This window comes from Pseudomonas guariconensis (assembly GCF_900102675.1).
Lineage (GTDB): Bacteria > Pseudomonadota > Gammaproteobacteria > Pseudomonadales > Pseudomonadaceae > Aquipseudomonas > Aquipseudomonas guariconensis.
This window is the reverse complement of the sequence record NZ_FMYX01000011.1, coordinates 47,226-60,885: the sequence shown is the minus strand read 5'-3', so window position 1 is coordinate 60,885 and position 13,660 is coordinate 47,226. Positions and strand designations below refer to the sequence as shown.

The 13,660-nt window shown below is 63.5% G+C and carries 10 protein-coding genes; 8 read left to right on the top strand and 2 right to left on the bottom strand.

Annotation, left to right across the window (positions count from 1 at the left end; translation table 11 throughout):
- The 3 genes from BLS27_RS17885 (at position 1) to BLS27_RS17875 (ending at position 4,769) form a co-directional block, all read left to right on the top strand.
- The gene (locus tag BLS27_RS17885) at positions 1-2,703 is read left to right on the top strand and encodes a [protein-PII] uridylyltransferase (protein ID WP_043208884.1); all 2,703 of its coding nucleotides are present in this window, start codon (positions 1-3) and stop codon (positions 2,701-2,703) included.
- Positions 2,704-2,730: 27 nt separating this feature from the next.
- On the top strand, positions 2,731-3,924 hold the full coding sequence (gene dapC / locus BLS27_RS17880) for a succinyldiaminopimelate transaminase (protein ID WP_070572373.1): 1,194 nt from the start codon (positions 2,731-2,733) through the stop codon (positions 3,922-3,924).
- 104 nt (positions 3,925-4,028) lie between these two features.
- The gene (locus BLS27_RS17875; RefSeq protein WP_139205759.1) at positions 4,029-4,769 is read left to right on the top strand and encodes a zinc metalloprotease; all 741 of its coding nucleotides are present in this window, start codon (positions 4,029-4,031) and stop codon (positions 4,767-4,769) included.
- Positions 4,770-4,774: 5 nt separating this feature from the next.
- Here BLS27_RS17875 and BLS27_RS17870 read toward each other — a convergent pair whose 3' ends face one another.
- On the bottom strand, positions 4,775-6,421 hold the full coding sequence (locus BLS27_RS17870; protein ID WP_043208891.1) for a Na+/H+ antiporter: 1,647 nt from the start codon (positions 6,419-6,421) through the stop codon (positions 4,775-4,777).
- Positions 6,422-6,690: 269 nt separating this feature from the next.
- On the opposite strand from BLS27_RS17870, the gene BLS27_RS17865 reads away from it, so the two are divergent.
- The 4 genes from BLS27_RS17865 to BLS27_RS17850 all read left to right on the top strand — a co-directional run bounded on the left by BLS27_RS17865 (position 6,691) and on the right by BLS27_RS17850 (position 9,806).
- Positions 6,691-7,038, top strand: coding sequence for an ArsC family reductase (locus tag BLS27_RS17865; RefSeq protein ID WP_090346071.1), 348 nt, complete (start codon positions 6,691-6,693; stop codon positions 7,036-7,038).
- Between the two features lie 41 nt (positions 7,039-7,079).
- Complete coding sequence (gene dapD / locus BLS27_RS17860; RefSeq protein WP_043208895.1) at positions 7,080-8,114, top strand: 2,3,4,5-tetrahydropyridine-2,6-dicarboxylate N-succinyltransferase; 1,035 nt, start codon at positions 7,080-7,082, stop codon at positions 8,112-8,114.
- Between the two features lie 79 nt (positions 8,115-8,193).
- Positions 8,194-9,399 carry a cysteine desulfurase gene (locus tag BLS27_RS17855; protein WP_090346068.1) on the top strand — a complete coding sequence of 402 codons (1,206 nt, stop codon included), beginning with the start codon at positions 8,194-8,196 and terminating at the stop codon, positions 9,397-9,399.
- Complete coding sequence (locus tag BLS27_RS17850) at positions 9,396-9,806, top strand: SufE family protein (protein WP_090346065.1); 411 nt, start codon at positions 9,396-9,398, stop codon at positions 9,804-9,806. Before BLS27_RS17855 ends, BLS27_RS17850 begins: the two co-directional genes overlap by 4 nt.
- Before the next feature lie 99 nt (positions 9,807-9,905).
- On the opposite strand, the gene tcdA is transcribed toward BLS27_RS17850, so the two are convergent.
- On the bottom strand, positions 9,906-10,715 hold the full coding sequence (tcdA, locus tag BLS27_RS17845; RefSeq protein WP_070572385.1) for a tRNA cyclic N6-threonylcarbamoyladenosine(37) synthase TcdA: 810 nt from the start codon (positions 10,713-10,715) through the stop codon (positions 9,906-9,908).
- Between the two features lie 249 nt (positions 10,716-10,964).
- Here tcdA and BLS27_RS17840 point away from each other — a divergent pair, with 249 nt between their 5' ends.
- Complete coding sequence (locus BLS27_RS17840) at positions 10,965-13,556, top strand: glycosyltransferase (protein WP_090346063.1); 2,592 nt, start codon at positions 10,965-10,967, stop codon at positions 13,554-13,556.
- Positions 13,557-13,660 lie beyond the last annotated feature (104 nt).

Here is a 13,660-nt window from a genome sequence, read left to right as displayed (position 1 = left end):
ATGACCCAGGTGGATCCCGAGCTGTTCGACCGCGGCCAGTTCCAGGCGGAACTGGCCCTCAAGGCTAGCCCCATCGCTGCCTTCAAGAAGGCCATCCGCCAGGCGGGCACGGTGCTCGACCGGCGCTTTCGGGAAGGCTGCGAGATCCGCCCTCTCATCGAGGCGCGCGCCTGGTTCGTCGACAACATCCTGCAACAGGCCTGGAACCAGTTCGACTGGCGCGACCAGGCCGGCATCGCCCTGGTGGCCGTCGGCGGCTACGGCCGTGGCGAGCTGCACCCCTGGTCGGACATCGACCTGCTGATCCTGCTCGACAGCGCCGAGCATGAGCAGTACCGCGACGCCATCGAGCGCTTCCTGACGCTGCTCTGGGACATCGGGTTGGAGGTCGGCCAGAGCGTACGGACGGTCGATGAATGCGCCGAACAGGCCCGCGCCGACCTGACGGTCATCACCAACCTGATGGAAAGCCGCACCATCGCCGGCCCTGAAGCCCTGCGCCAGCGCATGCTGGATGTAACCAGCACCGAGCACATGTGGCCGAGCAAGGAGTTCTTCCTGGCCAAGCGCGCCGAACTCAAGGCCCGTCACCACAAGTACAACGACACCGAATACAACCTCGAGCCCAACGTCAAAGGCTCTCCGGGCGGTCTGCGCGACATCCAGACCGTCCTCTGGGTGGCCCGCCGCCAGTACGGCACCCTGAACCTTCATGCCCTGGCCGGCGAAGATTTCCTGCTGGAAAGCGAGAACGAGCTGCTGGCTTCGTCCCAGGCGTTCCTGTGGCGCGTGCGCTATGCCCTGCACATGCTTGCAGGGCGCGCCGAGGACCGCCTGCTGTTCGACCATCAGCGCAGCGTCGCCGCTCTGCTCGGTTACAGCGACGAGAACCCCAAGCGGGCCATCGAACAGTTCATGCAGCAGTACTACCGGGTGGTGATGAGCATCAGCCAGCTGTGCGACCTCATCATCCAGCACTTCGAGGAAGTCATCCTCGCTGACGAAGACAGCGGCACCACCCAGCCGCTCAATGCTCGCTTCCGCCTGCACGATGGCTACATCGAAGCGGTCAACCCGAACGTGTTCAAACGCACGCCGTTCGCCATGCTGGAGATCTTCGTGCTGATGGCACAGCACCCGGAGATCAAGGGCGTGCGCGCCGACACCGTGCGCCAGTTGCGCGAACACCGTCACCTGATCAATGACAAGTTCCGCAACGATATCCGCAACACCAGCCTGTTCATCGAGCTGTTCAAGTGCGAAATCGGCATCCATCGCAACCTGCGGCGCATGAACCGCTACGGCATTCTGGGCCGCTACCTGCCGGAATTCGGCCTGATCGTCGGGCAGATGCAGCACGACCTGTTCCACATCTATACAGTCGATGCCCATACCCTCAACCTGATCAAGCACTTGCGCAAACTCCAGTACACCCCGGTGTCGGAGAAATTCCCGCTGGCCAGCAAGCTCATGGGCCGCCTGCCCAAACCCGAGCTGATCTACCTCGCCGGCCTGTATCACGACATCGGCAAGGGACGCCAGGGCGACCATTCAGAGCTGGGCGCGGTAGATGCCCAGGCGTTCTGCAAGCGCCACCAATTGCCGGCGTGGGACAGCAAACTGATCGTCTGGCTGGTGCAGCAGCACCTGGTGATGTCCACCACCGCCCAGCGCAAGGACCTCTCGGACCCGCAGGTGATCAACGACTTCGCCCTGCTGGTGGGCGACGAGACGCGCCTGGATTACCTCTACGTACTGACCGTGGCCGATATCAACGCCACCAACCCCAGCCTGTGGAACTCCTGGCGCGCCAGCCTGCTGCGCCAGCTCTACACCGAGACCAAGCGCGCCCTGCGCCGGGGCCTGGAAAACCCGCTGGACCGCGAGGAGCAGATCCGCCAGACGCAGACCGCGGCGTTGGATATCCTGGTCCGCGAAGGCACCGACCCGGACGACGTGGAGCAGCTCTGGGCTCAGTTGGGCGACGACTACTTCCTGCGCCACACCGCCGCAGACGTCGCCTGGCACAGCGACGCGATCCTCCAGCAGCCAGCCGATGGCGGCCCCCTGGTACTGATCAAGGAAACCACCCAGCGCGAGTTCGAAGGCGGCACGCAAATCTTCATCTATGCGCCGGACCAGCACGACTTCTTCGCCGTGACCGTAGCCGCGATGTCCCAGCTCAACTTGAACATTCACGATGCGCGGATCATCACCTCCAGCAGCCAGTTCACCCTCGATACCTATATCGTCCTGGACAACGACGGCGGCTCGATCGGCGACAACCCGCAGCGGGTCAAGCAGATCCGCGATGGCCTGACCGAAGCCCTGCGCAACCCTGAGGACTACCCGACCATCATCCAGCGTCGGGTGCCACGACAACTCAAGCACTTCACCTTCGCTCCCCAGGTGACCATCCACAATGACGCCCAGCGGCCGGTGACCATCCTCGAGATCACCGCGCCCGATCGACCTGGCCTGCTGGCCAGGGTCGGCAGGATCTTCCTGGAGTTCGACCTGTCGCTGCAGAACGCCAAGATCGCCACACTGGGCGAACGCGTGGAAGACGTGTTCTTCATTACCGATGCCGACAACCAGCCGCTGTCCGACCCGCAACTGTGCCTTCGTCTGCAGGAGGCCATCATCAAGCAGTTGCAGGCTGGCCAAGCCAGCGACGCCAGCCCGACCCGCGTGACCTTTTAACGATTAGATTGACGAGACCTTGCGCCGATGAACCATGCCCTGACCCAGCTTCAGCCCTACCCGTTCGAAAAACTCCGCGCCCTGCTGGGCAGCGTGAAGCCTGCGGCGGACAAGCGTGCCATCGCCCTGTCGATCGGCGAGCCGAAGCACGAATCGCCGGCGTTCGTCGCCCAGGCCATGGCCGACAACCTCGACAAGCTGGCGGTGTATCCAAGTACGATCGGCCTGCCAGCCCTGCGCCAGGCCATCGGCCAGTGGTGCGAGCGACGCTTCGGTGTACCGGCCGGCTGGCTCGATGCCGACCGTCATATCCTGCCGGTCAATGGTACTCGCGAGGCGTTGTTCGCCTTCACCCAAGCCGTGGTCAACCGCGCCGATGACGGCCTGGTGGTCAGCCCCAACCCGTTCTACCAGATCTACGAAGGCGCGGCCCTGCTGGCGGGCGCTACGCCGCATTACCTGCCATGCCTGGAAAGCAACGGTTTCAACCCTGACTTCGACGCTGTGCCGGTCGAGGTCTGGAAGCGTTGCCAAATCCTCTTCCTGTGCTCGCCCGGCAATCCCACCGGCGCCCTGGTGCCAATGGAGACCCTGAAAAAGCTGATTGCCTTGGCCGACGAGCATGACTTCGTGATTGCCGCGGACGAGTGCTACAGCGAGCTGTACTTCGACGAAGAGGCGCCGCCACCCGGTCTGCTCAGCGCCTGTGCCGAGCTGGGCCGCAGCGACTTCGCCCGCTGCGTGGTGTTCCACAGCCTGTCCAAACGCTCCAACCTGCCGGGCCTGCGCTCCGGTTTCGTGGCGGGCGATGCCAAGATCATCAAGCCATTCCTGCTCTATCGCACCTACCACGGCTGTGCCATGCCGGTGCAGACCCAACTGGCGAGCGTGGCGGCCTGGCAGGACGAAGCCCACGTGCGCGAGAACCGCGACCAGTACCGGGCCAAGTACGACGCGGTGCTGGACATTCTCCAGCCGGTGATGGACGTTCAGCGTCCCGACGGCAGCTTCTACCTGTGGGCCAAGGTGCCCGGCTGCGATGCCGACTTCACCCGCGACCTGTTCGAAGCCGAGCATGTGACTGTGGTGCCAGGCTCCTATCTGTCTCGTGAGGTGGACGGGGTCAACCCTGGCGCTGGCCGCGTGCGCATGGCGCTGGTCGCACCGTTGGCCGAGTGCATCGAGGCGGCAGAACGGATTCGCGCCTTCCTGACTCGCTGAGAGGCGGCGGGTCGGGCAGCGAACTGTCGGTGAGCAATAAGTACCGCACATAGCCACCGGCAACAGGAAAAGCTCTGCATCTTTGACCTAGCGGAGCTTTTCCCTTGACCTCATTGATCTTTCCTCGTCGGCGCGCACCTCTGGACATGCGCCAAGCACATGCCCTGGCGATCGCCGAAAACCCTCGCAACGCTGGCAATGCACCGTTGGCCAACCGCCGTAAACGCGCCCTTGGCGTGCATGGCAAGCTCTGGCGTCCGGGCCGTACCCTTTGGGTCTCGTTCCTAGGCTCGACTGACCGGCGCCTGAAAACCGATATCTTCGACCTGGCCAGCCAATGGCTGGACGAATCCGACGCCAACCTCTCGCTCGACCTTGCGCTGGATGACGACCCACGTGCACAGATCCGTGTACGTGCCCACCCATCGCTGATACACAACGAATCGCTCGTGGGCACAGACGCGCTGACAACCAGGGGCGAAACCATGAACCTGAACGTTGTACCGGCGCAGGCAAGTTTCGAACACGTCGTGCTGCATGAATTCGGCCACGCCCTGGGCGCGGAGCACGAACATCAGCACCCTGGCGCAAACATTCCCTGGAACCTGCCCGAAGTGCTGAAAAGCGTCACCGCGATGCCCGGCTGGACGCACCAGCACGTCATGGAGGAAATGATCGGCACACGTGACGACGTCGGCCTGGTAAAGACCGACTACGACCCCGGCTCAGTCATGCACTACCCAGTTCCCCAGGCCTACACCTTGGGGGACTGGGAAGTTGGGCTGAACAGTCAGCTGAGCGGAAAAGACCTGGCATTCATGCGCCTGGCCTATCCCCATGACTGATGTCCTCAGCGCACTTGGCCCAGGTTCGCCTCGCTGAGGTCTAGCTCGCCCAACACCTGGCGCACCACTTCATCGCCCACCAAGTGCTGGCGATGCAGGTTGTACAGTTCAAGCCGCTGGGCGCGCAGCGCACGTAGACGCAGGCGACGTTCCAACAGGTCCATCTGCTCGGCCAGGGCCCGGGCCTCTGCCGAGTCGTTGTAGCTGTCCAGCTCATCACGGTATTCGGCCATCAGACGCGCCTTCAACTCGGTGGCCATGGTGGCTTGGGTTGCATCCTGAGCGGCGTTGGCATCAATCACTTCTTCCGCCTCCAGCGCGTGGATCGCCGCTTCTGCCGTGCGTCGCCAAGCCTCTTGGACTTCCTGGCGCAAGCGATCATCCGGGCTGCGGGTAACGCCGCGCAGCAGGATCGGCAAGGTGATCACCGCGCAAATCAGTGACAGCAGGATCACCCCAGCGGCAATGAAGATGAGCAGGTCGCGCTCGGGGAAGGCCTTGCCGGCCCCCATCAGCAAAGGTATCGACATCACACCGGCCAGGGTCACGGCGCCGCGCACCCCGCCCAAGGTCAGCAACCAGCAGGAGCGAGCCGTCGGCAGCAGCACCAGTTCAGGCTTGCCGCGCCAGCGCCGCACGACCCCAATGGCGCGCCAGATGCTCTGCACCCAGACAAAACGCAACAGGATCAACGCCGCGAAAATGGCGACCACGTCCAGGCAGCGCCAAGCCAGGGTCGGCCACACCGTGGCTTCGTCGGTGACCACGGCCTTGACGATGTCCGGCAACTGCAACCCGAGCAACAGGAAGATCAGGCCATTGAAGGCAAACTCCAGCAGGGACCAGACGCTGCGGTTAAGCAGACGTGTGCTGGTCTGGCGCGGTAACAGGTCGAGCCAGCTCTGCATCATGCCCGCCGCCACCGCCGACAGGATGCCCGACACTCCCAGGCGCTCGGCCAGCACATAAGCGGCGAACGGCAGCAGCAGCATGAACACCACATGGGTCGCTGGGTCATCCCAGCCCCGGGCGATCATCCACATACGCAGGCGCCCGACCAGCCAGCTCAATACCACCCCCACGCCCAGCCCACCCAGAGCGACCAGCACGAACGTGAGGCTGGCATCGGCCAAGGAAAACACGCCAGTGATAGCTGCGACGAGGGCAAACTTGAAGGTCACCAGGCCCGAGGCGTCGTTCATCAGCGCCTCCCCCTGGAGCATGTGCATCAACGGCGTGGGCAGGCGGTCCTGGGTGATGGCCGACACCGCCACCGCATCGGTAGGCGACAGCACCGCCGCCAAGGCGAACGCCACCGGCAGGGGAATGCTGGGCAGCAGCCAGTGGATGAAGTAACCCGCACCGACCACGGTGAACAGCACCAGGCCCACTGCCAGCGCCACCACCGGACCACGGATGCGCCAAAGCTCACGCTTGGGCATGCGCCAGCCATCGGCGAACAGCAAGGGCGGCAGGAACAGGAACAGGAACAACTCCGGATCCAGCGCAACGTGCAGCCCGAGGGTCGGCCAGGCCAGCAAAGCGCCGGCGCCGATCTGCACCAGCGGAAGCGGCAGCGGAATCACCCGCCCCACCAGTTTCGACAAGCTCACCAGCATCAGCAGGATTAGGACGGTATAGGCTGACTGCATCGGCAAAGCTTCCTCTTTGAACGGACAAACGACAGCGCAGGCGAGATAGCCTTTGAAACAATATGTTAGCGGTGCTCCGCTACCTAGAGCCGCTGCACGATAGTCGCAGCTGCCCTGCCAATATGTAACACAATGCTACTCCTCTCGATGCGACAACCCTGCGCGACCACAGCCGTGGCGCTCAATGGAACGATGCCGCATAATCCGGCGACTGACTTTCGGGAGAACATGGGGAGGATTGGGGAAGCCAACGATCCCCGATGAATTCAATGGCTTACACTCTCTACGGCATCAAAGCCTGCGACACCATGAAGAAGGCCCGTACCTGGCTTGACGAAAACGCCGTCAGCTACGCCTTCCATGACTACAAGACTCAGGGCATCGACCGCGACAGCCTGAACCGCTGGTGCGAGGAGCACGGCTGGGAAGTGATCCTAAATCGCGCCGGCACCACCTTCCGCAAGCTGGACGACGCCAGCAAGGCCGATCTCGACCAGGCCAAGGCCGTCGACCTGATGCTGGCCCAGCCTTCGATGATCAAGCGCCCGGTGCTCGATCTTGGTAACCGCACCCTGGTGGGTTTCAAGCCCGACCTGTACGCCGCGGCACTGGCCTGAACCGCCTTCGCTTCAACCCCTTATTCGCATGAGGTAATTGCATGTCCACTACCCTGTTCAGCCTGGCCTTCGGTGTCGGCACCCAGAACCGCCAGGGCACCTGGCTGGAAGTCTTCTACGCTCAGCCTGTCCTCGCCCCGAGCGCTGAGCTGGTCGCAGCCATCGCGCCGATCCTCGGCTACGAAGGCGGCAACCAGGCCATTGCCTTCAGCAACGCCCAGGCCGCCCAGTTGGCTGAAGCCGTCAAGGGCGTGGACGCCGCCCAGGCCGCACTGCTGACCCGCCTGGCCGAAAGCCATAAGCCGCTGGTCGCCACCGTGCTGGCTGAAGACGGCGCCCTGACCTCCACGCCAGAGGCGTACCTGAAGCTGCACCTGCTTTCGCACCGCCTGGTCAAGCCACACGGCGTGAGCCTGGCCGGTATCTTCCCGCTGCTGCCGAACGTCGCCTGGACCAACCAGGGCGCGGTCGACCTGAGCGAGCTGGCCGAATTGCAACTGGAAGCGCGCCTCAAAGGCGAGCTGCTGGAAGTGTTCTCGGTGGACAAGTTCCCGAAGATGACCGACTACGTGGTTCCAGCTGGCGTGCGTATCGCCGACACCGCCCGTGTACGCCTGGGCGCCTACATCGGCGAAGGCACCACCATCATGCACGAAGGCTTCGTCAACTTTAACGCTGGCACCGAAGGCCCAGGCATGATCGAAGGCCGCGTCTCCGCAGGCGTGTTCGTCGGCAAGGGCTCGGACCTGGGCGGCGGCTGCTCGACCATGGGTACCCTGTCCGGCGGCGGCAACATTGTCATCAAAGTCGGCGAAGGTTGCCTGATCGGCGCCAATGCCGGTATCGGTATCCCGCTGGGCGACCGCAACACCGTGGAAGCTGGTCTGTACATCACTGCCGGTACCAAAGTGAACCTGCTGGACGAGAACAACCAACTGGTCAAGGTAGTCAAGGCGCGCGACCTGGCCGGCCAGACCGACCTGCTGTTCCGTCGCAACTCGCTCAACGGCGCGGTGGAGTGCAAGACCCACAAGTCGGCCATCGAGCTGAACGAGGCGCTGCACGCCCACAACTGAGAACCTGCCCGGGTTTGAAGTGATAAGATCGGGGCTGACGTCATGTCAGTCCCGATTTTTCATTCCAGGCCCCGCGATCATGTTCCAGCCCTCCCCCTGGCGTGCCGACTTCCCCGCCATCGCCGCCCTGCAACGCCAGCACCAGACCTACCTGGACAGCGCCGCCACCACGCAGAAACCTCAAGTTTTGCTCGATGCCCTGAGCCATTACTACGGCCATGGCGCAGCCAACGTGCATCGTGCCCAGCACCTGCCTGGCGCGTTGGCGACCCAGGCCTTCGAGGCTAGCCGCGACAAGGTAGCCGCTTGGCTCAACGCCGCAGATTCCCGGCAGATCGTGTTCACCCATGGCGCCACCTCGGCCCTCAACCTGCTGGCTTATGGCCTGGAATACCGCTTCGAAGCAGGCGATGAGATTGCAATCAGCGCCCTGGAACACCACGCCAACCTGTTGCCCTGGCAGCAACTGGCGCGACGGCGCGGTGTGCGCCTGGTAGTGCTGCCACTGGACGAACATGGCCGCATCGATCTGGACCAAGCCCTGCAACTGATCGGCCCGCGCACCCGGTTGCTGGCGGTCAGCCAGCTATCCAACGTGCTGGGCACCTGGCAGCCACTGCCGGCCCTGCTCTCCCACGCGCGCGCCCAAGGCGCGCTGACGGTGGTCGACGGTGCCCAAGGCGTTGTGCATGGCCGCCATGACGTGCAGCAACTGGGCTGCGACTTCTACGTATTTTCCAGCCACAAACTCTATGGCCCCGAAGGCGTCGGTGTGCTCTATGGCCGTCCGCAGGCACTGGAGCAGCTGCGTCACTGGCAATTTGGCGGTGAGATGGTGCAACTGGCCGACTACCAAAGCGCCAGTTTCCGTCCGGCACCGCTGGGTTTCGAGGCCGGCACGCCGCCGATCGCCGGAGTCATTGGCCTTGGGGCGACCCTCGACTACCTGGCCAGCCTCGACGCCACCGCCGTGGCCCACCATGAGACCAGCCTCCATCACTCCCTGCTGCGCGGCCTGGGCGATCGCGAAGGCATCCGCATCCTGGGCACGCCACAAGCGGCCCTGGTGAGCTTTGTGGTAGAGGGTGTGCACAATGCCGATATCGCTCATCTGCTCACCGAGCAAGGTATTGCCGTACGCGCCGGCCACCACTGCGCCATGCCACTGCTCAAAGGGCTGGGCCTGGAGGGGGCGATTCGCGTGTCCCTGGCCTTGTACAACGACAGCGACGACCTGCAGCGGTTCTTCGATGCCCTGGATCAAGGCCTGGAGCTGCTGCGATGAGCCTGCCTACCGCCGCCAGACAGGCGCTGGAGCACTTCGAACAGGCCCGGGGTTGGGAGCAGCGGGCGCGGTTACTGATGCAATGGGGCGATCGCCTGGAGCCGCTGACAGAAACACAGCAAACCGATGAGCATCGTGTGCACGGCTGCGAAAGTCTGGTGTGGCTGGTGGCCGAGCACGTCGACGGCCAGTGGCACTTCAAGGCCAGTAGCGACGCGCGTCTGCTGCGCGGGCTGTTGGCGCTGTTGCTGGTGCGGGTGCAGGGCTTGCCCAGCGCGGAGCTGGCGCAGGTCGATCTGCGCGGCTGGTTTACCCAGTTGGGGCTGGAGCGTCAGCTCTCGCCGTCACGCTCCAATGGCCTTCATGCGGTGTTGCAGCGAATGGCTGAATTGGCGGGCCGTCAGTGACTGGGGACTCTTCGCCGGTAAACCTGCGAAAGGGCTCCTCAGGCCACTGTCATCCCTGGCCCCTCGGCCCGATGGGGCAGGCGGCGAGCAATCACTGGCTTACTCGGCCTTGACCCGCTCCGAAGGCCGTCGGGCACCGCCCACCAGTTTTTCCACCGCCTTGCTCGCCGCGACCATGCCGAAGGTTGCGGTGACCATCATCACTGCCCCGAAGCCGCCAGAGCAGTCCAGGCGCACGCCCTCGCCCACGAAGCTCTTTTGCAGGCACACGCTGCCATCACCCTTGGGGTAGCGCAGCTGCTCGCTGGAGAACACACAGGGCACACCGTAGTTGCGCGATACATTGCGCGAGAAGTTGTAGTCGCGCCGCAGGGTCGAGCGTACCCGCGAGGCCAGCGGGTCATTGAAGGTCTTGTTCAGATCGCCGATCTGGACCTGGGTCGGGTCGATTTGCCCGCCCGCGCCGCCGGTGGTGACGATAGCGATCTTGCGACGACGACACCAGGCGATCAGTGCGGCCTTGGCCATCACGCTGTCGATGCAGTCGATGACGCAATCGAGATTTTCAGTGATGTACTCGATCATGGTGTCGCGGGTAACGAAGTCAGCCACCGCATGCACGGTACAGGCCGGGTTGATCGCCCGCAGGCGCTCGGCCATGACCTCGACCTTGGGCCGTCCGACTTGCCCTTCCAAGGCATGAGCCTGGCGGTTGGTGTTGCTCACGCAGACATCATCCAGGTCGAACAGGGTGATCTCGCCAACACCACTGCGGGCCATGGCTTCGGCGGCCCAGGACCCGACCCCACCGATACCGACGATCGCCACGTGGGCCCGGCGCAGGCGCTCCAGGCCTTGCTCGCCATACAGCCGGGCAACGCCGGCGAAGCGTGGATCTTCTGTGCTCATGATCACCCCCTGAAAAAACGGCGCGCATTATAAGCCAACAGGCGGGCCCTGGGGCTTTCGTGCTACCCGCTCACCGCACCTGACAGCCCTTGCGAGGCGCTGGTTAGTAAAGCCCCTACAAATCCTGCTTTAATATCCCACTTATCGCAGTGGTCCTGAGCAATAGCCGAGCGGCTTCAGAACTTCATCTCCGGCGGGAAATCCAAGCCATTGCCCGCCCCCGCTCTCCTTTCGGAATCTGAAACATCTATGTCATCACGCAAATTCGGTCTCAACCTGGTAGTGGTCCTGGCCATTGCCGCGCTGTTCACCGGTTTCTGGGCGCTGATCAACCGTCCAGTGTCTGCCCCCGCCTGGCCGGAGCAGATCTCTGGTTTCTCCTATTCGCCGTTCCGCCTCGGGCAAAGCCCGCAAAAGGGGCAGTACCCCAGCGACGAAGAGATCCGCCAAGACCTAGAACAGATGAGCAAGCTGACCGACAGTATCCGCATCTATACCGTCGAGGGCACCCAGGCCGACATACCGCGCCTTGCCGAAGAACTTGGCCTACGCATCACCCTGGGGATCTGGATCAGCCCGGACCTGGACCGCAACGAACGCGAAATCGCCAAGGCGATCGAACTGGCCAATACCTCCCGCAGCGTGGTCCGGGTCGTGGTGGGCAACGAGGCGCTGTTCCGCAAGGAGGTCACGCCCGAGGCGCTGATCGGGTACCTGGACCGGGTGCGTGCTGCGGTCAAGGTGCCGGTCACGACCAGTGAACAGTGGCACATCTGGAAGGAAACCCCCGAACTGGCCAAGCATGTCGACCTGATCGCCGCACACATCTTGCCCTATTGGGAATTCGTGCCGATGAAGGACTCGCTACAGTTCGTTCTCGACCGCGCCCGCGAACTCAAGCATCAGTTCCCCCGCAAACCCCTGCTGCTTTCCGAAGTCGGCTGGCCAAGCAACGGCCGCATGCGCGGCGGGGCCGACGCGACCCAGGCCGACCAGGCCATCTACCTGCGCACACTGGTCAACACGCTAAACCGACGGGGCTACAACTACTTCGTCATCGAGGCTTACGACCAACCCTGGAAAGCCAGCGACGAAGGCTCGGTGGGTGCCTACTGGGGCGTGTACAACGCCGCGCGCCAGCAGAAGTTCAACTTCGAGGGGCCGGTCGTGGCCATCCCGCAGTGGCGCGCCCTGGCGGTGGCATCTGTAGTACTGGCGATGATTGCCCTGACCGTACTGCTGATCGACGGCTCGGCACTGCGCCAGCGCGGTCGCACCTTCCTCACGTTCATTACCTTCCTGTGCGGATCGGTGCTGGTGTGGATCGCCTATGACTACAGCCAGCAATACAGCACCTGGTTCAGCCTGACCGTCGGCGTGCTCCTGGCCTTGGGCGCATTGGGCGTGTTCATCGTGCTGCTGACCGAAGCCCATGAACTGGCAGAAGCGGTCTGGATCCACAAGCGCCGGCGCGAGTTCCTGCCGGTGCAAGGCGATTCGGCCTATAGGCCAAAGGTGTCGATCCATGTGCCGTGCTACAACGAACCGCCGGAAATGGTGAAACAGACTCTGGATGCCCTCGCCGCCCTGGACTATCCGGACTACGAAGTGCTGGTGATCGACAACAACACCAAGGATCCGGCCGTCTGGGAGCCGCTCAAGGCCCACTGCGAACGCCTGGGCGAACGCTTCCGCTTCTTCCACGTCGCACCGCTGGCCGGTTTCAAGGGTGGCGCGCTGAACTACCTGATCCCTCATACGGCCAAGGACGCCGAAGTGATCGCGGTGATCGACTCGGATTACTGTGTCGACCGCAACTGGCTCAAGCACATGGTGCCGCACTTCGCCGACCCGAAGATCGCCGTGGTGCAGTCGCCCCAGGACTACCGCGACCAGCACGAAAGCGCTTTCAAGAAGCTGTGCTACAGCGAATACAAGGGCTTCTTCCACATCGGCATGGTCACTCGCAACGACCGAGACGCGATCATCCAGCACGGCACCATGACCATGACCCGACGCTCGGTCCTGGAAGAGCTGGGCTGGGCCGAATGGTGCATCTGCGAGGATGCCGAGTTGGGTCTGCGGGTGTTCGAGAAGGGGCTTTCGGCCGCCTACGCCCACAACAGTTATGGCAAGGGCCTGATGCCCGACACCTTCATCGACTTCAAGAAACAGCGTTTTCGCTGGGCCTATGGCGCCATCCAGATCATCAAGCACCATGCCGCCGCGCTGTTGCGGGGCAAGGGCAGCGAACTGACCCGTGGCCAGCGCTACCACTTCCTCGCTGGCTGGCTGCCGTGGATCGCCGACGGCATGAACATCTTCTTCACTGTCGGTGCCCTGCTCTGGTCGGCGGCGATGATCATCGTTCCACAGCGGGTCGACCCACCGCTGATGATCTTCGCCATCCCGCCACTGGCGCTGTTCTTCTTCAAGGTCGGCAAGATCATCTTCCTCTATCGCCGCGCAGTCGGCGTGAACCTCAAGGATGCCTTCGCCGCCGCGTTGGCCGGGCTTGCTCTGTCGCACACCATCGCCAAGGCGGTGCTGTACGGCTTCTTCACCAGCAGCATGCCGTTCTTCCGCACCCCGAAGAATGCCGACAGCCATGGCTTGCTGGTGGCGATTTCCGAGGCGCGCGAGGAGTTGTTCATCATGCTGCTGCTCTGGGGCGCTGCGCTGGGCATCTATCTGGTCCAAGGCCTGCCGGGGGCGGACATGCGCTTCTGGGTGGCGATGTTGTTGGTGCAGTCGCTGCCTTACCTGGCGGCGCTGGTGATGGCAATGCTGTCATCCTTGCCGAAGCCTGGGGATGAGGCCGTCGAGGCCAAGGCTACCTGACACAGGGGCTGGCCGGGTCACGCCCTGTCGGAGCGCCTCCAGGGTTAGCGATGACTTCTGTCGGAGCGGCCTTGTGTCGCGAAGGGGCCGCAGCGCGGCCCCAT